Source organism: Beijerinckia indica subsp. indica ATCC 9039 (genome assembly GCF_000019845.1).
Classification (GTDB): Bacteria; Pseudomonadota; Alphaproteobacteria; order Rhizobiales; family Beijerinckiaceae; genus Beijerinckia; species Beijerinckia indica.
Map to the genome: position 1 here is coordinate 3,730,152 of NC_010581.1, position 20,302 is coordinate 3,750,453.

At 57.5% G+C, this 20,302-nt stretch carries 18 protein-coding genes and 1 pseudogene; 4 read left to right on the plus strand and 15 right to left on the minus strand.

The window, feature by feature from the left end:
• The first annotated feature begins 270 nt into the window (after positions 1–270).
• Positions 271–999, plus strand: a complete 729-nt coding sequence (locus BIND_RS16635; RefSeq protein WP_012386186.1) for a hypothetical protein — start codon at positions 271–273, stop codon at positions 997–999.
• Between the two features lie 137 nt (positions 1,000–1,136).
• Here BIND_RS16635 and BIND_RS16640 read toward each other — a convergent pair whose 3' ends face one another.
• From BIND_RS16640 to BIND_RS16660, 5 genes are all read right to left on the minus strand, one after another.
• Positions 1,137–1,502, minus strand: a complete 366-nt coding sequence (locus BIND_RS16640; protein ID WP_012386187.1) for a hypothetical protein — start codon at positions 1,500–1,502, stop codon at positions 1,137–1,139.
• A gap of 279 nt (positions 1,503–1,781) precedes the next feature.
• Positions 1,782–2,660 carry a transglutaminase family protein gene (locus tag BIND_RS16645; RefSeq protein ID WP_012386188.1) on the minus strand — a complete coding sequence of 293 codons (879 nt, stop codon included), beginning with the start codon at positions 2,658–2,660 and terminating at the stop codon, positions 1,782–1,784.
• A complete protein-coding gene (locus tag BIND_RS16650; protein WP_012386189.1) occupies positions 2,657–5,161 on the minus strand; it encodes a circularly permuted type 2 ATP-grasp protein in 2,505 nt (834 codons plus the stop codon). The genes BIND_RS16645 and BIND_RS16650 overlap by 4 nt, the downstream gene beginning before the upstream one ends.
• A gap of 109 nt (positions 5,162–5,270) precedes the next feature.
• Positions 5,271–5,816, minus strand: a complete 546-nt coding sequence (mog, locus tag BIND_RS16655; RefSeq protein WP_012386190.1) for a molybdopterin adenylyltransferase — start codon at positions 5,814–5,816, stop codon at positions 5,271–5,273.
• 155 nt (positions 5,817–5,971) lie between these two features.
• Positions 5,972–6,280, minus strand: a complete 309-nt coding sequence (locus BIND_RS16660) for a HigA family addiction module antitoxin (RefSeq protein WP_012386191.1) — start codon at positions 6,278–6,280, stop codon at positions 5,972–5,974.
• 348 nt (positions 6,281–6,628) lie between these two features.
• Here BIND_RS16660 and BIND_RS16665 point away from each other — a divergent pair, with 348 nt between their 5' ends.
• Together BIND_RS16665 and BIND_RS20865 are read left to right on the plus strand one after the other, a co-directional pair.
• Positions 6,629–7,906 carry a penicillin-binding protein activator gene (locus BIND_RS16665; protein WP_012386192.1) on the plus strand — a complete coding sequence of 426 codons (1,278 nt, stop codon included), beginning with the start codon at positions 6,629–6,631 and terminating at the stop codon, positions 7,904–7,906.
• Between the two features lie 317 nt (positions 7,907–8,223).
• Positions 8,224–9,175, plus strand: a pseudogene (locus BIND_RS20865) (IS630 family transposase).
• 12 nt (positions 9,176–9,187) lie between these two features.
• Here BIND_RS20865 and BIND_RS16680 read toward each other — a convergent pair.
• From BIND_RS16680 to BIND_RS16715, 9 genes are all read right to left on the minus strand, one after another.
• On the minus strand, positions 9,188–9,859 hold the full coding sequence (locus tag BIND_RS16680; RefSeq protein ID WP_012386193.1) for a hypothetical protein: 672 nt from the start codon (positions 9,857–9,859) through the stop codon (positions 9,188–9,190).
• A 41-nt stretch (positions 9,860–9,900) separates the two neighbouring features.
• On the minus strand, positions 9,901–10,914 hold the full coding sequence (gene cydB / locus BIND_RS16685) for a cytochrome d ubiquinol oxidase subunit II (protein WP_012386194.1): 1,014 nt from the start codon (positions 10,912–10,914) through the stop codon (positions 9,901–9,903).
• A 45-nt stretch (positions 10,915–10,959) separates the two neighbouring features.
• Positions 10,960–12,348, minus strand: a complete 1,389-nt coding sequence (locus tag BIND_RS16690) for a cytochrome ubiquinol oxidase subunit I (protein WP_012386195.1) — start codon at positions 12,346–12,348, stop codon at positions 10,960–10,962.
• 500 nt (positions 12,349–12,848) lie between these two features.
• Entirely contained in the window at positions 12,849–13,103 is a 255-nt protein-coding gene (locus tag BIND_RS16695; RefSeq protein ID WP_012386196.1) for a hypothetical protein, read from the minus strand.
• A gap of 216 nt (positions 13,104–13,319) precedes the next feature.
• Positions 13,320–13,475, minus strand: a complete 156-nt coding sequence (locus BIND_RS20870) for a DUF1127 domain-containing protein (protein WP_012386198.1) — start codon at positions 13,473–13,475, stop codon at positions 13,320–13,322.
• 295 nt (positions 13,476–13,770) lie between these two features.
• Complete coding sequence (locus BIND_RS16700; RefSeq protein WP_012386199.1) at positions 13,771–15,057, minus strand: sugar MFS transporter; 1,287 nt, start codon at positions 15,055–15,057, stop codon at positions 13,771–13,773.
• Positions 15,058–15,219: 162 nt separating this feature from the next.
• Entirely contained in the window at positions 15,220–16,173 is a 954-nt protein-coding gene (gene glk / locus BIND_RS16705) for a glucokinase (protein ID WP_244396037.1), read from the minus strand.
• A 150-nt stretch (positions 16,174–16,323) separates the two neighbouring features.
• Positions 16,324–17,142 carry a shikimate 5-dehydrogenase gene (locus BIND_RS16710; protein WP_012386201.1) on the minus strand — a complete coding sequence of 273 codons (819 nt, stop codon included), beginning with the start codon at positions 17,140–17,142 and terminating at the stop codon, positions 16,324–16,326.
• Between the two features lie 47 nt (positions 17,143–17,189).
• On the minus strand, positions 17,190–18,476 hold the full coding sequence (locus BIND_RS16715) for an ROK family transcriptional regulator (protein ID WP_012386202.1): 1,287 nt from the start codon (positions 18,474–18,476) through the stop codon (positions 17,190–17,192).
• Between the two features lie 308 nt (positions 18,477–18,784).
• On the opposite strand from BIND_RS16715, the gene BIND_RS16720 reads away from it, so the two are divergent.
• Complete coding sequence (locus tag BIND_RS16720; RefSeq protein ID WP_012386203.1) at positions 18,785–19,237, plus strand: GatB/YqeY domain-containing protein; 453 nt, start codon at positions 18,785–18,787, stop codon at positions 19,235–19,237.
• Between the two features lie 10 nt (positions 19,238–19,247).
• Here the strand turns inward: BIND_RS16720 and panB are convergent, their stop codons facing one another.
• Complete coding sequence (gene panB / locus BIND_RS16725; RefSeq protein WP_041778193.1) at positions 19,248–20,063, minus strand: 3-methyl-2-oxobutanoate hydroxymethyltransferase; 816 nt, start codon at positions 20,061–20,063, stop codon at positions 19,248–19,250.
• Positions 20,064–20,302 lie beyond the last annotated feature (239 nt).

Genomic DNA, 20,302 nt, shown 5'->3' on the forward strand with positions numbered 1-20,302 from the left:
CCTTCGCGGCGGCCCGACAATCCACGATTCATGAAGCCAGCCTTTTGATGAGACGAAGCTATTCTGATTTTCTCCCTTAATCAAATACTATCTATGGATATAATAGAAAATTACTCGCTGCGTTCGATAGCTCGATGCGTCTTGAAATTGTCAAAAGTCTCGGCATGCGCTGACATCATGTTCAGCAACCATATAACCGGAGAATAGTATGATTTTGCAACTTCATTTACTGCTGATTCCAGCCTCTTTCCTTGATTGACAGGAGCCTTCGTGCAAGTCGTCAAATATAGACTCTGCAATCCGGGTCTCAGACCGCGTCGAACCAAACTCGAAGTTCCCGGTTGGGCGGGAGAATCCGAGCCCCGCGCCAATGGATCACACGAACATCCATGGCATTGCATGCCCTTCGCCGAAGGGGCGCGCTATGGGATTGAATTGTTCTATCCTTACGAGAACGAGTTGCATGTGAGCATGCGCGAGGGCAAACTCATCTTCGATGGTGATTTTGGTCCTGATCCGGAAACCGGATTACAATGGCCACCTTTTCGAACATTCGGTGAGACCTATTACACCTATCAGATTCTTCTCGATATAAAGGTCGAAGAAGGCTGGGCGTTTCGCACCGAGCCTCATCCGCGATTTTACACAGACCCCACCGATAGCGTGCCAATCGCCGTGCCCGCTTTATTGCGACAGTGGTGGCCAATGATGTCTTTCATCGTCTTCAAATCACCTGCTGAAGGCCGAACGCATATTTTCAGGCCTGGCGAGCCATTTGCGCAGATCATCGTTATCCCTGCCGAAGCCGATTTTGATCTGATCGAGATGGGTGAAGAAGAGGCCGCCGAGCGTGAACTGCAATCGCGCCGAATTCACCAAAGCCGCACGACACTCGGTGCGGATACACAATGGATCTCCTCGACAAACACTGTATTCGACGGGACTTACCGTCATCTTCTGAGCGCCGCAAAACAACGCGCCAAAAAGAAACCGGAATAGAGTCTGCTCACTCCAATGGGGGCTTTCCCACCATTGGAGATCCATGATGCATCCATTTCCAAGCCGAAACGAACGTCACTATTTAAGGATAAGCGGCCAACGCTTGTCCTTAAGCGGGCCGCACCACCGCGTTGAGGTTAATAATAGCCATAGCCATACGGATAATAATAATAGCGGTAGTAATGATGATGGTGATGGTGGTGATGGTGGTGATAGTAGGGGCCCCAATATCCGTGGTGATGGTGATGATGATGATGATGGTGGTGGTGATGGTGATAGTAGTAGAATTGAGCCGGCTGCACCAGATTGGACGCTGGCACGGGCGCTGCATCGACCGCGCGTAAAAGCGCTACAGCATTGGGGATGGGATCGAGCAGTTCCCCATAAGATTGAACCCGCAAAATATCGTCTGCGTTGGGCGTCGTGGCCGGCAAGGCCTGAGCCATCTGCGAAGCCGTGAGCGCGGAGAGCGCGCCGACCAAACCCACGATTTTCTTATCCATTTTTACCTCCTGGCTGGATCGTCATCGACGAAACATGCCGCTTTGGCTTTGTCATCAAAGTCCCAGCGCTTCGGCACCGAACAATTCGCCAACGGGGAACGAGAATCCACTCCGTCCACTCAAACACCGTCGATAAGTTCCACAGGAGCCAAGATGTCATTGAATGTGTGAACCACCCATGAACCGGCGCGGCACAAACACACAATCTAGGAGAGTGTATCAAATAGATTTCCCGAGGAAATAGTGCGATACACAAAGCCAACGTTCTTTGAAATACCGTCAAACCTGCGGCACGACATCCACAGAGACATCGACATCCTGCTCACGCGAGCCCAGAATGATGCCTGCGACAGGAGAAATATCGGCATAATCACGCCCTTTGGCGAGGACGACGTGATCGTCGCCGATCATCAAAGCATTGGTCGGATCAAGGCCGATCCACCCCCATTCCTCACCGCACCACACAGCCACCCAGGCATGCATGGCGTCCGCGCCTTCAAGGCGCGGCTTGCCTGGCGGTGGAATGGTGCGGATATAGCCGGAAATATAGGCGGCCGGCAGACCGATGCCGCGCAGGCCCGCGATCATGATATGGGCGAAATCCTGACAGACGCCGCGGCGTTTCTCGAAGGCTTCCGACAAGGGTGTCGAAACAATCGTTGCCTTTGGGTCATAGCGGAAATCGGCGCGTATGCGTTGCATGAGTTCAACGGCGCCCGCAAGGATTGGGCGGCCAGGCCCAAAACTTTCCCGGGCATAGGCCGTGGCTGGTTTGAATTGCGGCACGAAACGGCTCGGATGCATGAAATGCGCGGGGGATTCGGGGGCAAGTGTATCCGAATCGAAAGCATCTTCGCGGATCTCTTCCCAATCCCTGGTCAGATTTTCGGCGGGAGGAAGATCGCGCAAAACCTCGACCGTGCTGCGGGCCTCGACACGCAGGGCGCGATGGGCCGTGTCTATGGTCATCGAGGTCAAGCGATTGCCGAAGAAACAGCGTCTTTCGACGATACGCGCCGGCGCGGGATCAATCAGGAGATCGGTCAAATAGACCATCTGGCCCGCGCCGTCCTGCGGCAGGAGCCGCAATTCGCAATGGGCGAAAGTGACACTCGATCCATAAGTGTATGTCGTCACATGGCGGATTGTGTAGATCATGCCAACCCACTCGTCTTGTCGGCGCGCGCGGCATGCGGGCCCTGCAGGAAATAACGCACCGCAATCGCATCGGCCAAGCCCAACAGAGCCTGTTCGAATTCGAAAATGGCATCATTGTCGAGTTTGGCCGCGATCGCGGTCGAGACTTCGGCGGAGAGTTTCACGATCCGGCGGCGCGGTTCCTCCAGCATGCCGTCATCGCTCAAGAGCGGCAGGTTTTCGAGATGGTCGGCAAGCTGCTCCACCTGGAAACTGACCGAACGCGGATTGTAGGGATCGAGCACCACCATGTCGCGCACTGTATTCTGAGCGACACCCATCAGATAGCGGGAGCGATAAGTGATTTGCGAATCGATGAGATCGAGCAGCACGCTGAAATCATCGGCGGTCGCCTCCGCGCTGATGAAATGCCGGGCGAAACGGCAGGTATTAATGCCCCGTTCCACCCGCCGTCCCATATCGAGCAGGCGCCAGCCGGCCCCGCGATTCATATTTTCCTGCGCCACACCGGCAATCGCCGCGATCGTCCGTAAGCCCGCATCGGCACGCTCGAAGGTTTCGGCCTCGGAGGTCGGCAAAGCGGATTCCACGGCGAGCCCGTGAAACAGATCATTGATCAGCCGCCAGGTATCGGGCGAGAGCCGTTCCCGGATGAACGAGGCCGCGCGCCGGCAATCCCGCATCAAGGAGAGAGCAGAGCCATAGTCAGGTCCGTGCAGGCCCTGCGCCGAGAGCAGGATCGGATCATCGAGATCGGCAGGTCCGGCGCCCCAGGCCGTGAGCAAGGCGCCGATCCGGGCAATCGTCTGGCCGGTATTGATTGTGTGTGTATCCGTGTCGATGAGTTTGCCCGCCAGACTGCGCACCAGCCGCAAAGTGGCCTCGGTGCGCTCCAGATAACGCCCGAGCCAGAACAGATTATCGGCAGCGCGGGAGGGCAGATTACCCATGAGCCGGCGTATGCGCACCGTCTCATCGCTGGGCAAAAGCGTGACCATTTCGACCGGCTTGTCGGCGAGCACCCAGACATCGGCCGATTGCACGCCCTCGCCCATCGAAACGGCGCGTGCATCGGTGCGATCGGAAATGCGGCAAAAGCCGCCGGGCATCACTTTCCAGCCATCCGGCGTGCGCGCGGCATAGACCCGCAGCACGAAGGGCCGCGGCACCAGACGGCCTTCCTGCCAGACCGGCGTGGTGGAAAGATTGACAACCTCCTGACCGACATAATCAATACCGCGCAAGCGTATATCGGCGGCGAGCGTGTCTTTTTCTTCCTGCGTGAGCGACATGCCGACCAGCGGCTGATGCGGCGGACGGCCGAGCACCGCATTGCCATAGGCGCCAGTAATCGCCATGCCATCCATGTAATTGATGACATCCTCGCGTTCATGCGGCTGGCCGCACCACCAGGTGGCGATATTGGGCAGAGCCAATTCCTCATTGAGCAAGGTGCGGCAGAGACGCGGCATGAAGCTCATCAAGGCCGGCGCTTCGAGGACACCAGAGCCAAGCGCATTGGCGACGACCACGCCCCCCTCGCGCAGACTGTCGATCAGGCCGGGCACGCCGAGTTTCGATTGTCCATTAAGCTCGAGCGGATCGCAGAAATCGGAATCGACACGGCGCCATAAGACATCCGCGCGTTTGAGGCCGGCAATGGTGCGCACATGCACCTCGCCATCACGCATGGTGAGATCACCGCCTTCGACCAATAGAAAACCGAGATAGCGGGCGAGATAGGCCTGTTCGAAATAGGTTTCGTTGAAAGGACCGGGCGTCAGGAGGCAGATGCGCGGATCATAACGCTTGGCCATGGCCATGAGGCCATCGCGGAAAGCCGAGAAGAAAGGCGCCAGCCGTTCGATATTCATTTCGCGATAGAGAGTCGGAAAAGCACGCGACAGGACCAGGCGATTGGCCAGAGCATAGCCGGCGCCCGAGGGAGCCTGCGTCCGATCGCCGATGACCCACCAGCGTCCATCCGGCCCGCGACCGATATCGGCGGCATAAAGATAAAGATAATGTCCACCAGGTGGGCGCACGCCATGCAGGGGATGCAGAAAGTCCGGGCTGCCTGTAACGGCGGTCGCCGGCAGGGCGCCGGAGCGCACCAGACGCCCCTCCCCATAAACATCGGCGAGGATCGCCTCCATCAATTGCACCCGCTGGCAGATACCCGCGGCGATCTCGCGCCATTCATTGGCCTCGATCAGGAGAGGCACATGGCTCAATGGCCAGGCCCGTTCGCTGACATCGCCATAGACGCGATAAGAGACGCCGGATTCCCGGATATGCCGATCAGCGGTGGCGAAACGGCGGCTGATATCCTCGTCGCCAAGTTCGCCCAGTGAGTTCAGAAACTTGACCCAATGCGGCCGGGGCTTGCCGCTAGCGTCCATGAATTCATCGGGGATGAAGGGCAAGGGCCGATAGGCCTGGGCGAGCTGTTCCAGCCGATCCTCGGCGGTTGCGGCTTTGGTCTGCTTGGAGGCGCGCATCAAAAAAGTCTTTCAGGCCCTATAACGCTGAATCCAAATGTGGATACCACATTTGGATTCAGCGCATTCTCACTATTCTCAAGCATGATGCCATTCTGTTTTTACTGCATCATGCTTTGGGGCGAAATGCTTTGATCTCCGCAGGATTGGTCTCGATCCGGGCCGCACCGATGAGATCGAGGCAATAAGGCACGGCTGGGAAGACCGCCTTGAGACAGGTCTCGATGGCCGCGGGCTTGCCCGGTAGATTGATGATGAGACAGGAACCACGATGGGCGGCGATCTGCCGCGAGAGAATGGCCGTGGGAACTTCCTCCAGGCTGACCTTGCGCATCAATTCGCCAAAGCCCGGCAGGATGCGCGGGGCCGCCGCCTCGGTCGCCTCCGGCGTCAGGTCGCGTGGGGCGGGTCCGGTGCCTCCGGTCGTGAGGATGAGATCGCAACGGTCCTCGTCGGCGAGGGTGATCAATGTGTCGCGCACGCTCTCGAATCCATCGGGGATGATTTTGTGCAGAGCGGCAAAGGGTGTCGTCAGCACCCGTTGCAGAAAGGCAAGAATAGCTGGCCCGCTACGGTCTTCGTAAAGCCCTTGCGAAGCCCGATCGGAAACGGTGACGACGCCGATGATCGCGCTGTGTTTTGCTTCTTCGGTCATCCTTGAACCCTTCCGTCTTCGAGACCGCTGCAACAGCCCGAACCCGAGGCCCAACCTAAAGGATCGGAGCGCTTTTTTGAACCATCCAGCGGCATTTAGTCATCGCGCTTTGGGCGCCCGGGTTCCGATCCGGGGCGCAAAATTTCACGTCTGGATCAAGGAAAGAAGCTCGATATCGCACCATGTTTCTCGATCCCGGTATAATCATTTTCGTCCCGGGCCTTGGCGAGATCGTAGGCACGCTGGAGATCAAGCCAGAAGGCGGGATCCTTATCGAAGAACAGGCCGAGACGGATAGCGAGATCGGCATCCACAGCCTCGGCCCCCCGAAATAAAGCCGCGATCCGTTCGGAGGGCACACGAAGGGCCGCCGCCAAAGTCGCGCCGCTGATGCCAAGATCAGCGAGATAAATATCTTGCAGGAGCAGACCAGGATGTTTGGGTTTGCGCGCCGGATTAGCCATTGGATCTCGAATAGCTTGAAATGACGATTTTCACGATCGCGTCGCGAAAGGACGCAAAATGATCGTCGGCGTTACCTTAGAGTTGCTTCTCTTTCAACAGAACCAGAAAACGCTCTCTATCTCTTTGTTTTAACGTATAGTCTTTATGATGAAACCGATCGCTTCCCCTCAGGGAATAATGCGTGCAAGGCCGTGAGGGAAAAAGACACCCGGTCCGAGTAATTTTTGCATGAGCGTTTTGGGCACAGGTGGTCAGGCCGGCGATTCGCGAGTATGACGAATTTCGATTAAGACGGCGTGAAATAAATTAGGATTTCTGAACCTTTGCTGTGGCGGAGACCCAAAAGCATGATCTTTTTACCGCGTCGGTGCTGGTCGCCTCGCATCCCCACCCTCTCGCTTTCGCGGCGCCGGGCGTCGAGGTTTCGCGCCGTGCCGGTTCTCGGCGTTTTGGGGTTGGCCGTGGCGCTCGCTTCCTGCGGCTCGATGCAAAACATGCTGTCCAGCAATAAACCGGCGCCGCAGCCCTCGGTGCCGCCTCCTCAGGCGGCTCCCCCTACCGTTGCCTCCCTCAATAGCGATATCGGCAGTGGCCCGGTCAAGGTCGCGCTCATCATTCCGATGACGCAAGCCTCTGGCCCGAGCGTCGTCGGCGCATCACTGCGCAACGCCGCTGAATTGGCCCTCAATGAGGCGGGTTCCAATGAATTGACTTTGCTCGTCCGCGACGACCGCTCAAGTCCGGAAGGCGCGCGCGAGGCCACGCAGCAGGCGCTTTCGGACGGGGCCGAACTCTTCATCGGGCCTCTCTTCGCAGCCAATGTGCGTGAGGCCGGCCGTCTGGCGCGGGGGGCGGGCAAGCCGATGATCGCCTTCTCGACCGATGCCTCGGCCGCTCAGCCGGGCGTCTATCTTTTGTCTTTCCTGGTCGAAAGCTATGTCGAGCGCATCGTGGATTATGCCGCGTCCAAGGGCAAGAAATCCATCGCCGCGCTAATCCCCGAGAATGATTATGGCCGGGTGGCCGATGCTGCCTTCCAACAGGCGGCAGCCCAGCATGGCCTGCGTGTCATGGGCATCGAACATTTCCAGCAGCAGACGCTGGCCGCCGCCGCCCAGAAGATCGCCTCGCTCGGCGACCAGATCGATACACTTTTCATTCCCGAACAAGCCGATGCCATGGCGACTATGTCGCAAGCTTTGACGACGGCGGGTATCAACTCAAAAAAGGTGCAGATTCTCGGCACTGGCCTGTGGAACGACGCGCGTGTCCTGAAGCTGCCCGCTTTGCAGGGCGCCTGGTTCGCGGCGCCTGAAAACGGCGGCTTCAATGCTTTCGCCGAACGCTATCGGGCAAAATTCGGCAGCGATCCGACCCGCATCGCTACCTTGAGCTATGACGCGGTATCGCTAGCCGCGGCGCTCGCCCATACGCAGGGCGCGCAACGCTACAGCGATAGCGTATTGATCAATCGCTCCGGCTTCAACGGGGCCGACGGCCTCTTCCGCTTCCGCCCGGATGGCCAGAACGATCGCGGCCTCGCCGTGCTGCAGATCAATAATGGCACGGCCATCCCGATGAGCCCGGCCCCCAAATCCTTCAGCGGTACCCCCTCGGCGACGTGATTCCATCGGGTCATGAAGGATGACCGATTGGACACACTCAAAAAATGTCGAAAACGAAACCACGGGTCGCGACCCGCGACCTTGGGTATGAGACCCTTGCGCTTCAGACGCGATGCTCTCGATCCAGAAATTAGAGCATCGGACTTTCAAATTGAATCCTGTCCGATGCTCTATCTTTCTGTAAACGCATCAGATTAGTCCCAAAAGTGGGAGCCACTTTTGGGTCTGATGCTCTAGAGCAATTTGTTTGAACGTTGAATCGTTTGGCTTTGCTTGGGGTGTTTTTTGTGATTCCTCCCGTCGAGGAGGATTTTGCCATGCCAGCTCCCCTTTCGCTTGACCTGCGGCGTCATTTCCAGCGTCTCATTGAAGAGGGCCTGAGTGCGCGCGAAGCGGCCAGGCGCCTGATGATCTCCGCGGCGACGGGCGCGCGGCTTGCCCTCAAGGTCCGACGTGGGGAAAGCCTCGCTGCCGTCAAATGCGGATGTCCCACAGGGCGGGGTAAGCTGGAGCCCTACAAGTCCTTCCTCATCGAACTGGTCACACAAGACCCCGATATCACGCTATTCGAACTGCGCGACGCCCTGGCCCATGCCGAGGGCGTTCAGGTCCATTATTCGGCGATTTCCCGGGCTTTGAAAAGGCTTGGCTTCACATACAAAAAAAGGCGCTGGTCGCCGACGAACAGCGCCGCGCCGATATCGTCGAAGCGCGCGCCGACTGGACAGAGCGTCGCCAGCCGTTCATGCAGCAGCGGCCCGAGCGGCTGGTGTTCATCGACGAAACCTGCGTCAAGACCAACCTGACAAGGATCAGAGGCCGCGCACGCCGGGGCCAGCGTCTGCATGGGACTGCACCCTTCGGCAAGTGGCACACCCAGACCTTCATTGCCGGGCTGACCGGGAACGCCCTGATCGCCCCCTGGGTCATCGATGGCGCCATGAACGGCGCTGCCTTCGACATCTACATCGAAACCCAGCTCGCGCCGCTGCTCGCTCCCGGCACCGTGGTCATCCTCGACAATCTCAGCACGCACCGCAGTCCGCCGAGGCGCTGAAGGCCAAGGGATGCTGGTTTCTGTTCCTGCCCGCCTACAGCCCCGATCTGAACCCCATCGAAATGGCCTTCGCCAAGCTGAAAGCTCACCTCCGCCGCATCGGCGCCAGGACATTCGACCAACTCTGCCAAGCGCTCGCAGACATCTGCGACCTTTTCACCCCCCAGGAATGCTGGAACTTTTTCAAACACGCCGGATACGTATCAACGTAAATGCAAAGTACTCTAGCCTCGGGTCGGAGGCGGATCATCCGGCGTGACCGGTCGCTGAACCGGGGCTTTGGCAGGAGGAGCATCCTTCTCCTTTGCTTCCTCCGGCTTTGTCTCCACGCTTGGAGGCACGTTTTCCGCCCTGGGCTTTGACCCGGTCGATGATTGCGGCTTTTCGCCAAGTGGCCGGTTCTCCATCAGAGCCCCGGTCGTCGCATCAAAGATCACGCGATGCCTGCGGCCGTTCGGCTCCGTGGCCGCTATAATATAGATCTTGTCCTTGCGGCGCGGAGCCGCGATCTGGCGCAGGCCGAGACGCTCGAGATGACGCTCGATTGTCGCCAAAACGCCCTCCCCGTGGCCACCCGTTCTGCCGCTCGATGGCCTCGGAACGCTGGACCGGCGACGCGATGGGCCGTCATAAAAGGGAGCCTCCGGCGGTTCCCACGGGCCACTTTGCGGTCCGCCCCAGAGGCCGCCGCTATCATAGGGCATGTCGCCATCATAAGGGGAGCCATAATCATAGGGCCCGCCATAAGCACGGGGACCGTAAAAAAATTGCGCTTCGGCAGCCGTGCTGGCGGCAAGGCCCGAAAGCGCAAAAGCCAGGAAAAATCTCCGAAAGGAATGGACGGAAGGCGGACGGAAAGGCCGCAAGCTCGTGTCACCCCTGTCCGTGTCCCGCATGTTTCGTCCTTCAGTCCATCACGGGGTCGAATGTCCACCCCTTAATGATAGCCTTCTCCCACCCGAAGACGGCCCCGAAATGTCCAATAAACGAAGATTGTATAACCCAAGATGACCGGCAAGAGGATACTGACGCCGATGAGCATGAATTTCAGGGATTCAGGCGCGCCGGCGGCCTGCCAGAGATCGATCGAGTGCGGCACCAGATAGGGATAAGCAGAAATAGCAAGACCCGCGAAACAGAGTAGAAAAATCCCCACCACGCCGAAGAACGGGATGAAATCATCGCCCCGCCGCAGAGCGCGAAAAACGAGAAACGCCAGAGCCCCCGTCGCGGCCGGCAAAGGCCAGAGATAGAAAATATTAGGCGTCGAGAACCAACGCTCCGCGATCGCTGGATAGCGCAAGGGTGTCCAGATGCTTACCACGGCCGCGCAGAAGACGACGGCCAGCAGAAAGGGGAGCGCGAGGCGGCGCGCATGAGCAGCCAACCCACCTGAGGTCTTCATCAACAGCCAGCAGCAGGCAAGCAGCCCATAACCCGCGACGAGGCCAAATCCGCACAAGAGCGCAAAAGGGGAGAACCAATCGAAGGGACCGCCGGCAAAGGCATTGTCCTTGACCGTAATGCCCTGGATCAGACCGCCCAGCACGAATCCCTGCGCCAAGGCGGCAAGCGTCGATCCCCCGGCAAAGGCGACATCCCAGAATCCGTGCCAGGGCTTTGCCGCCCAGCGAAATTCAAAGGCGACGCCACGCAGGATCAAGGCGAGCAGCATCAGGATGATCGGAATATAGAGCGCCGGCATGATGATCGAATAGGCGAGCGGAAAGGCGGCGAGCAGACCGCCGCCCCCTAAAACCAGCCAGGTTTCATTCCCGTCCCAGAAAGGCGCGACGGAGGACATCATGTCATCGCGCGCGGTCTCGTCCCGTGTCGTGAAGAAGAGAATGCCGAGACCGAGATCGAATCCATCGAGAATGACATAGAGGCCAACGGCGGTGGCCAGAATGCCGGCCCAGATCAACGGCAGATACGGTTCCAAGCCGGTCATGTCATTCTCTCCCAACGAACATCCCAGAAACAGCCGGTTGTTGATTTAATCACTCAGACTTCTCGCAGCACCGGACAGAGGACGGGACGGCAGGCCTGTTTCGGCGCCAACGACATGAGGTGTCGGCCCCGCATTGATCAGCCGGTTGATGAAATAGATCCCCGCCGAAAACACGACACCATAGACAAGGACGAAGAGCGCCAGCGAAACCAGAACCGTGTGCATCGTCAAAGGAGAAGCGGCATCGGCGCTACGCAGAAAACCGGTCACGACCCACGGCTGGCGACCAATTTCCGTCACCATCCAACCGGAGATGATGGCGAGAAAACCAACCGGCCAGACATTGGCGGCGATGCGCAAGAACAGCCTGTTCCGCATCAGGTCCCCACGCCACCACAAAAATACCCCCCAGGCGACAAATCCGAGCATGGCGAAACCGATACCGACCATGAAACGAAAGGCAAAGAAGACTTGTGGCACCGGCGGACGATCGGCCGGAGCGAAATCCTTCAGACTGGGAAAACGGCCGGCCCAGGAATGGGTGACGATCAGGCTGCCGATATGCGGCAAGGAAAGCGCGTAATCATTGGTCTCAGTCTTTTGGTTCGGCCAACCAAAGAGGATCAAGGGCACGCCCGCTCCTTCCTCTTCATTTTCCCAATGGCCCTCGATCGCCGCGAGCTTGGCCGGCTGATATTCCGCCGTCTTGAGGCCATGCATATCACCGATGAGAATCTGCAAGGGCACCAGCACCACGGCGAGGCCAAGTCCCATGCGCAGCATCGTTTTCGCATGATCGGGAAAGCGGCCCGCGAGAGCAAAACGGGCGCCGACAGCCACGACGACAAAGGCGGTCGTGATATAGGCCGCGGTCACCATATGAGCGAAACGCAAGGGAAAAGTCGGACTGAAGATGATCCGCAGCCAATCGAGGGGAAAGGCGATGCCCTCTCGCATTTCATGGCCGACCGGGAATTGCATCCAGGAATTGGCCGCGAGAATCCAGAAGGCGGAAATCGCTGTGCCGATGGCCACCATGATCGAGGCGGTCAGATGCAACCAGCCCGGCACGCGCCCCGCCCCGAACAGCATGATGCCGAGAAAGGTCGCCTCCAGAAAGAAGGCGGTCAGCACCTCATAGGCCATCAAGGGGCCGATAATATTGCCGGCAACGGTGGAGAAACGGCTCCAATTGGTGCCGAATTGATAGGAAAGGACGACGCCCGAAACGACGCCCATGGCGAAAGAAATGGCAAAGATCTTGGTCCAGAACCGCGCCAGTTCAAGATCCTGGCTACGGCCAGTGATCGCGTGACGCGCCAGCAAAACCGCAATGAAGGCGGAAAGGCCAATCGTGAAGGATGGAAAAATAATGTGGAAAGTAATGGTGAAGGCAAATTGCAGACGACTCAAAAGGACGGGGTCGAAAGCCATTACACGCTCCCTCTCTCATGTTCTCGTTTGCTTGCCATTCTTGGCCGCGGCACCATCCGCCACTAACCAACCCCTCGCTCATTTTGCACAAGAACGATGATCAAGCCAGTTGATTTCTGACTCAGAAGCTCAAGTCGGATTTTTTTGCTTCGTGCCGGAAAGAATGTCTTTCATTATCGCATCAGCTTAAACAAAACCATGCGACTTTTTAGCAAAGCTTGGCCTCCTAGGCGATCTATACACATCAATATTGTACAGATAATAAAATATTATTATCTCAATAACATGAAAGTTATGCATTGAAATTGAAAATACGGATTTCATATGTAAATTCGATTGGCGCTTCGCCTTCGACGCTTCATCATTGATGCTTCACTGACCCATAATGCAAAAGGCCCGCCGGAAGAGGCGGGCCTTAGCAAAAATTTCTGCTCTGTCAGGGAACTCCAGGCTACGTAAAAGCCTTACGCGAGTGATGACGGTCAGAAATAGGCTTTTGTTTATTGATCACCGAACGTGCCGTAACGATTGTTGTAATCATACGGAGCCGGGCCATTATTGGTATAAGACCATGACGGCGACCACCCGGGCTTTGTGGTGTGATCCTGCTCAGCAGGCTGACTCGCGGGTGCTTGGGCAGAACGGTGAGTCTGGGCATGGCTGGATTGAGCAAAGGCTGTGCTCATGAGAGCCATAACAAGCGCCGAACCGAGAAGAACATGTTTCACGGCTTCGGACTTCATGATCGTTTTCATATCAAAAATCCTCTTGCAGAGCCGATTCGCGAGTCAAACCGCACCGCACGGAATCGTTCCCTATCAAACCCTGGAACCCAATCAATTGACAATTGGGAAGGCTTGTCAAATCGGCGTGAATGTTGATGCTTCCAAACATCACCCACTGGCTCGAAGGCATGAGTGGTGTTGTATTCTCTAGCCGCCTTTGGTTAATATCGCAGGCACGTGCACCCCTTAGTGGCGTGCGATCTCCCGAGCGATCTCAGGAATTTCGGCGTGGCAGAGACCGAGATCGGCCAGTTCCCGTTCCGAAAGTTGGGAAAGTTCGCGCACGCATGTCCGATAGCGGCGCCATTCCTGAATTTTCTTGGCAATGAATTTCATCGGCATCGGGCCGTTCCTTGCAGTGATCAATGAGCTTTTGCTCACCTTTGATGCACTGCAATATAAACCTCTCCGCACCCGCTACTACCCGGTTTTTTCACCTGTCAGCCATGCTATGAGTGCATTTCGTGCGCCTGCATGGCCAAATTTCTCAAAAATCGGCAGATCATCAACTTCAGCAGCTTATCGATTGGGGTCAGTTCCCGAAACAAAAAGAGAGCATGGTCCTGGACCACGCTCTCTGCTTTATGTTTTCACGCCTCACGCTGAGAGCGTCATGGCATTGATAATGATGATAAAATCATGCGGCTTCCATGTCTTTTGCGGCGCTGTGCCGGGCAAACCAGCCAAAGCCCGCGATTCCCGCGTAGCAGATCGCCGGAACGATCAAGGCACCGCCGAGTCCCACTGTATCGGCAAAGGCACCGGTGAGCGGTGGAACGATGGCTCCACCGACGATGGCCATGCAAATGAGACCCGAACCTTCTGGAGCGCGTTGGCCAAGACCTTCGCTGGCAAGCGAGAAGATCGTGGGAAACATGATCGAATTGAAGAGACCGACAAGGATAAGGGCCCAGCCAGACACCGAACCCGACATATTGGCGGAGATGAACAAGAGAAGCATGACCGTCGAGGCAGCCGTCGCCAAAACCTTGCCCGGCGAGAAGACGCGAAGCAATCCGGCGCCGATAAAGCGCCCGATCATCGCGCCGCCCCAATAGAAGGACACATGCTCTCCGGCGGTCTTGGCATCGAAGCCCAAGGTGTTCGACTGCATCAGATAGCTGACCAGAATGCTGCCGATTGCAACCTCGGCGCCGACATAAAGAAAAATGCTGAGCGTGCCAAAGGCGAAACGCGGTCGTTTCAGCAGACTGAGCGCACTGAGGAAACTGACATGTTCGGCCGGCGCTTCCTTGAGACGGTTGCGGTTGGCCCAGACAATGGATGCGACAATCCCCAGCGCGGCGGCGATGCCGAGATAGGTTTGCACGATTTTATGGGTTTCCACGGCGCGGAAGGCATCAAGCGCAGCGCCCGACAAGCTTTCCGGATCGACCGTCGCTAGGGATCCAAGAATGATGCGCGCTCCAATATAGGGCGCGACCGTCGTGCCAAGCGAATTGAAAGCCTGGGCAAAGGTGAGCCGGCTATGCGCCGTCGAGGGATCGCCGAGAATCGAAATCAACGGATTGGCGACCACTTGAACGACGGTAATGCCCGAGGCCACGATGAATAAGGCCGCGAGAAACATACCAAATGTCGCCGCGAGCGAGGCCGGAATAAACAGAAGGCAGCCAATCATCATGGCCAGCAGGCCGATGGTTGCCGCACGCAAATAACCAATTTTTCGGACCAGGAGGCCAGACGGCATGGAGATGACGAAATAAGCCGTGAAAAAGGCTGATTGCGTCAGCATGGCCTCCGCGTAATTCAGCGCGAATAATTCTTTCAGCTTGGGAATGAGCACATCATTGAGGCTCGTAATGGCTCCGAAGATGAAAAATAAAGCGAAAACAAATATACGCAGTTCCGGCGCCTGCACCGGCGTTTGTGTTTCCGTTGCAGCAATCGACGAAGGTTGCATGCTTCCTCCAAAGGATTGTTTATTGATCGTTGTGAGATATGAGATCCTCTAAAGCATCAAACCAGAAGTGATACCGCCTTTGGATTCAGGTGATGCCTTTTTCCAAAGCCAGAGCTTCTCTCCGGCTTTCACTTCAAACAGACAGGCTCAGGATATGCGCCATCAATGTTCCACGGCGAAGGCGGCCGCGGCTCCATAAAGTCCTGGCTGCGGATGGATGATGCACCGCACGGGAATCGTCGCCATCATTGGCGCAAACCGCCCCTTGGCGGTGAAGCGCGTGGCAAAGCCCGATTGCGGGAGCAAGGAGGCAATGCGCAGGCCGAGCCCGCCGGCGATGACCACCGATTTAGCCCCCAAAGCCAAAGCGATATCACCACAGACCGCACCAAGGCTCAGACAAAAGCGGTCGAGCGCCGCCGCTGCAAGACTATCCTTGCCCGCCATGGCCGCTGCCCATAATTCCTTGTCGCCGATCGGGTCGAGCGATTTTCCTTCGATCGCGGCCAGCGCTTCATAAATATTGACGAGCCCAGGTCCCGAAATCAGTCGCTCGACCGAAACACGGGGGTAGCGATGCCGCATATATTTGAGGATCTGATCTTCCAGGCTATCGAGGGGTGCGAAATCAATATGGCCACCCTCGCATTCAATGACATGATAATGTCCGCCGCGGCGCAGCACGTGTCCCACGCCAAGCCCCGTCCCGGGGCCGACGATACTGATGACACCGTCTTGCGGCAAAGCGTGATCAGGGCCGGTAATCGGCATGAGCTGATCTTCACCGACTTGCGCGACAGTATGGGCAATCGCCCCGAAATCATTGACGAGCGTCCAGGCATCGACATGAAGCTTTTCGGGGATCAAAGCCGGACGGATAATCCAGGGATTATTGGTGAGTTTCAGAACTTCGCCGCCGACGGGACAGGCTATGGCAATGGCCACGGCGCGCGGCAAGGCGCGGCCAGCGATTTGCGCGAAAGTCTCCCAGGCGAGCTGGAAACTCCCATGCTCCGCAGCTTGCAACGTGACAGCCTCACCGAGATGCACCACCCGGCCATCAGCCACTTCGGCCAAGGCGAAACGGGCATGCGTCCCCCCGATATCGACCGCCACGATCTCCAAATCCCGCCTCCCCACTTGGCTCTCTCTCGCTTCGTGAGGAGGAGCTCAGCTATTTATGTATAGGTATTATGCAAAAATACAGGACAAAAAAAGCTTGTCAAGCGTTTCGATCCTGCCGCGAAGGCATAGCCCCAACCGTACTCAAGTGCGCGCGAAATCCGCGGCACGGCGGATCTGGTCGTCGTTCGGCCGCAAACCGGTATAAAGGACGAATTGTTCCACGGCCTGCAGCGCGATCACGTCCGCGCCGGTGATCACACTTTTCCCTTTGGCACTGGCATGGCGGATCAAAGGGGTCTCAACGGGAAGCGCAACCACATCGAAAATCGTGCTGGCTTTCTCGATGGCGTCGGGCTCAAAAGCGAGATCATCGGCTTCCGGACCGCCGGCCATGCCAATCGGCGTGACATTGACGAGCATATCCGCCTTTATGCCGTCCAATGTCTTGATCCATTGATAATCATAGATTTGGGCCAGTGCCCGGCCAGCTGTTTCATTCCTGGCGAGAACAAAGCCAGAGCGAAACCCTGAATCACGAAGAGCACAGAGAACGGCCTTTGCCATTCCGCCGCTGCCGCGCACAACGAACACGGATTGGGGCGGCACCTCATGGGATTTCAAGAGGCTGGTGACGGCAATATAGTCGGTATTATAAGCACGCAGCCAGCCTTTATCATTGACGATCGTATTGACCGATTGGATCGCTGTGGCGGATGCATCCAGTTCATCCAGAAATTCGATACAGGCTTCCTTGAAAGGCATGGAAACGGCGCAGCCTCGAATGCCCAGCGCCCTGATCCCGCCGATCGCCGCGCGCAAATCCTGCGTGGTAAAGGCCTTGTAGATGAAATTGAGATCGAGCTCTTCATAAAGAAAATTATGAAAGCGCGTTCCGAAATTTCCTGGTCGCCCCGAAAGGGACATACATAACATCGTGTCTTTGTTGATGGTTCTCGGCATGAAGAATCCTCAAGATAGTGTATGCTTCCGTTCGCACGGCATGATGATCAGGGACGGCCCTTTTGATGGCGTGCGGTCGTGCCTGGCATGATCGCGATTTCCGCCCCACTGGCGGGGGTCCATGGCTTGCGATAGAGCGCTTGCAGCACGAGGGAGGCCGCGCCACGCGCCCAGACTTCGTCACCCTGATCATGAAAGATGATTTCGCAGCGATTTTGCAAAACAGCAAGCGTATTCGCCGCGACCGCCGCGCGGAGCGCCGGCTCAATCAAATCCACGGCGCGTGTGCCGGACCCGGAAATGACAATCTTGGCCGGGTCGATAATATTGATCAGATTGGCGATGCCGAGGCCTAGAATCTCCCCGGCCGTCGCGAAGATCTGGCGCAGCGCGACATTGCCCTCACGCGCCAGCCGTACGACGGTCGCGACGCGCGTCTCAGCCTCAGCCGTATCATCAGCTCCCTCATGGGCTGCTGGCGTTCTGATGATTTTTTCCGCTTCCCGCAGGATCGCATAATCAGCAGTAAAAGCCTCGATGCAGCCATATTGTCCGCAACGGCAACGCGGTCCGTGACGGTCGATTTTGGAATGACCGAATTCCGTCCCCATTCCGTGCTGACCGCGATAAAGCTCGCCATCAAGAAACAGGCCCATGCCGATGCCCGCTTCCATCATGACGACGACGAAATTATCATTCTCCTGACACTCGCCGAACCAGCGCTCGGCGAGTGTCAGGAGGTTGGCATCGTTTTCGATTGTGACGGCGAGGCCAAGACGGCGACGCACCATATCGGCCAAGGCAACCGGCTTGGGCTCGGGGGCAAGAATCGGACTCCAGTGGGAAATTCCCGCCTTGGAATCGATAAAACCTGGCAGGCCGATGCCAAGCCCTGCGATCTGGCCGAGCTTCAGTCCGGCCAAAGCAACGACCGAACGCACGCCTTCATCGAGGAGAGCGACGATAGCATCAGGCACAAGCTGATGAGGATGAAGAGGAAGACTGAGGCGCGCCAGCGGATCGGCCCGCAAATTAGTGACGATCAGAAAAACCTGATGCATCGACAATTTCGCGCCAACGACATAGGCCGCGTTCGGGTTCAAGCCGAGCAGGTTCGTCGGTCGTCCCCGCGTTCCGGAATTTGTCGTTTCGTCGCTTTCCTCGTGGATAAGGCCTTCCTGCAGCAGCGTCGCAATCAGTGAAGACACCGTCACACGGCTCAAATGTGTGCGCTTGCCGATCGCAGCCCGAGAGACGGGTTCAAAACGCCTGATCGTATCGAGGACATGAAAACGATTGATCGCCCGGATGAGTTCTGTGTCTCCTGTCTGCATCGCTTACGATCCGACCTTTTCCTACCGCCCGTCGTTTCCGACAAGAAACATGAGCCCTAAGCCACGCATTCTACAAACATGCCCATGATCAAAATCGGAACAAAGACCATTTATCAAGGACACGCCGATGCTTGAGCGCAACTCACATGATTTTGCTCTTTCAAGAGCGGAATCACGGCACGGCGAAATTCTCTGTCCACCTAAGAATACAGTGTTTTCTCTACATTTCCGCGATAAAGGGCCAAAATCCATTCCCACTCGCGACCCAATGTTCTATTGGTCTGGCCAAAATCGTCACAAAAGGCAGGATGATGCGCGAACAATTCACGAGCGAGCTCAAGGCAGCGATGAAGGCGGGCGACAAACCCCGGGTCGATACGATTCGCATGATCACCGCCGCGCTCAAGGACAAAGATATCGAGGCGCGCGGCCAGGGCAAGACCGTGTCGGATGAGGATATTCTCGCCCTCTTGCAAAAACTGGTCAAAAGCCGGCAGGAATCCAAGGAGATTTACGAAAAGGCCGGCAGGCCCGAGCTCGCCGCGCAGGAAGGCGCCGAGATCGCGATCATTCAGGGATTTCTGCCGCAGCCTTTGAGCGAAGCGGAGGTCGAGGACGCCATTGCCGCGGCGCTTGCCGAAACGGGCGCCGCCTCCATCAAGGACATGGGCAAGGTGGTCGCCGTCCTCAAAGCCAAATATGCCGGCCGCATGGATTTCGGCAAGGCATCCGGCGCGGTCAAGGCCAAGCTCTCGGCCTGAGCGGTCAGCGTCAGGCCAGCGAGGCAAGGAATTCCGGCAATTGCTCCTTGTTCATGGGAAAGGCATTGGCAGCGGCCGGAAACGCCTTGCTATGCACATCCCCGACATAGGCGCGCGCGGCGGCTTCCATCGTTTCGCCGACCTCCGCATAGCGCTTATTGTGGCGAAACGCGGCTTTAGTATAGCCCAGCACGTCGCAGATCACCAGAACCTGGCCATCGGTCGCCCGGCCGGCGCCAATACCAATGGTCGGCACTTTCAGCCTTTGCGTGACGATCTCCGCCACTTCCTCGGGGATCAGTTCCAGAACCAGCATCGCAATGCCAGCTTTCTCCATGGTCAAGGCGGCCTCGACCAATTGATGCGCCTCACCGGCTTGTTTGCCCTTGAGGCGTTTTTCGGCATGGTGCTGCGGCTCAAGACCCAGATGGCCGCAAACCGCAAAACCCGCGCCGACGAGCGCTTCCACAATGGCGGGGCGGCAGCCTTCGAATTTCACCATATCCGCGCCAGCTTCGGCCAGAACCCTGGCATTGGCCACGGCCTCGGTGGGGGTTTCATAAGTCGCGACAGGGAGATCGGAAATCACGAAAGCGTCTGGCGCACCGCGCCGGACCGCCCGTGTATGATGCGCCATATCCGCAAGCGTCACCTCCTGCTCGCTGGCATAGCCGAGCATGTTTGTGCCGACACTATCACCCACGAGCAGAATATCGACGCGGGCCGCAGCTTCCGCTCGCGCCATAGGCGCATCATAAGCGGTCAGCATGGCGATCGGCTCGCCCCGCCTCTTCATCTCAGCAAAACGCGCCGCCTTATCCGCCATGCTCATGCTCTTCACACCTGCTCGTCATCCTTTTCCGGCCGGTGCGAGCCGCGACCCGCCGACCGCCGGAATCCACTCCATAATATAGATCGGAACCGGGGCAAAACAGGTCGGCCCCTCCCCGCCGTCAGCCGTGGAGAGCGAAAAGGCGGCTTTGATTCGTTGACCTTTGTCCTTCTGGGCTCCGGGAATCGCGGCGCAAAAGCGAGTTCGCGAAAATGTGATCAATCGCTTTCCTC

Excerpts from the sequence above, each read along its gene's own strand:
- BIND_RS16645 (WP_012386188.1), bottom strand. The coding sequence starts at position 2,660 with ATGATCTACACAATCCGCCATGTGACGACATACACTTATGGATCGAGT.
- BIND_RS16680 (WP_012386193.1), bottom strand. The coding sequence starts at position 9,859 with ATGCGGGACACGGACAGGGGTGACACGAGCTTGCGGCCTTTCCGTCCG.
- BIND_RS16695 (WP_012386196.1), bottom strand. The coding sequence starts at position 13,103 with ATGAAAACGATCATGAAGTCCGAAGCCGTGAAACATGTTCTTCTCGGT.
- mog (WP_012386190.1), bottom strand. The coding sequence starts at position 5,816 with ATGACCGAAGAAGCAAAACACAGCGCGATCATCGGCGTCGTCACCGTT.
- BIND_RS16700 (WP_012386199.1), bottom strand. The coding sequence starts at position 15,057 with ATGCAACCTTCGTCGATTGCTGCAACGGAAACACAAACGCCGGTGCAG.
- BIND_RS16715 (WP_012386202.1), bottom strand. The coding sequence starts at position 18,476 with ATGCAGACAGGAGACACAGAACTCATCCGGGCGATCAATCGTTTTCAT.
- BIND_RS16640 (WP_012386187.1), bottom strand. The coding sequence starts at position 1,502 with ATGGATAAGAAAATCGTGGGTTTGGTCGGCGCGCTCTCCGCGCTCACG.
- BIND_RS16710 (WP_012386201.1), bottom strand. The coding sequence starts at position 17,142 with ATGCCGAGAACCATCAACAAAGACACGATGTTATGTATGTCCCTTTCG.
- BIND_RS16665 (WP_012386192.1), top strand. The coding sequence starts at position 6,629 with ATGATCTTTTTACCGCGTCGGTGCTGGTCGCCTCGCATCCCCACCCTC.
- BIND_RS16660 (WP_012386191.1), bottom strand. The coding sequence starts at position 6,280 with ATGGCTAATCCGGCGCGCAAACCCAAACATCCTGGTCTGCTCCTGCAA.
- panB (WP_041778193.1), bottom strand. The coding sequence starts at position 20,063 with ATGGCGGATAAGGCGGCGCGTTTTGCTGAGATGAAGAGGCGGGGCGAG.
- BIND_RS16720 (WP_012386203.1), top strand. The coding sequence starts at position 18,785 with ATGATGCGCGAACAATTCACGAGCGAGCTCAAGGCAGCGATGAAGGCG.
- BIND_RS16690 (WP_012386195.1), bottom strand. The coding sequence starts at position 12,348 with ATGGCTTTCGACCCCGTCCTTTTGAGTCGTCTGCAATTTGCCTTCACC.
- BIND_RS20870 (WP_012386198.1), bottom strand. The coding sequence starts at position 13,475 with ATGCCGATGAAATTCATTGCCAAGAAAATTCAGGAATGGCGCCGCTAT.
- BIND_RS16650 (WP_012386189.1), bottom strand. The coding sequence starts at position 5,161 with ATGCGCGCCTCCAAGCAGACCAAAGCCGCAACCGCCGAGGATCGGCTG.
- cydB (WP_012386194.1), bottom strand. The coding sequence starts at position 10,914 with ATGACCGGCTTGGAACCGTATCTGCCGTTGATCTGGGCCGGCATTCTG.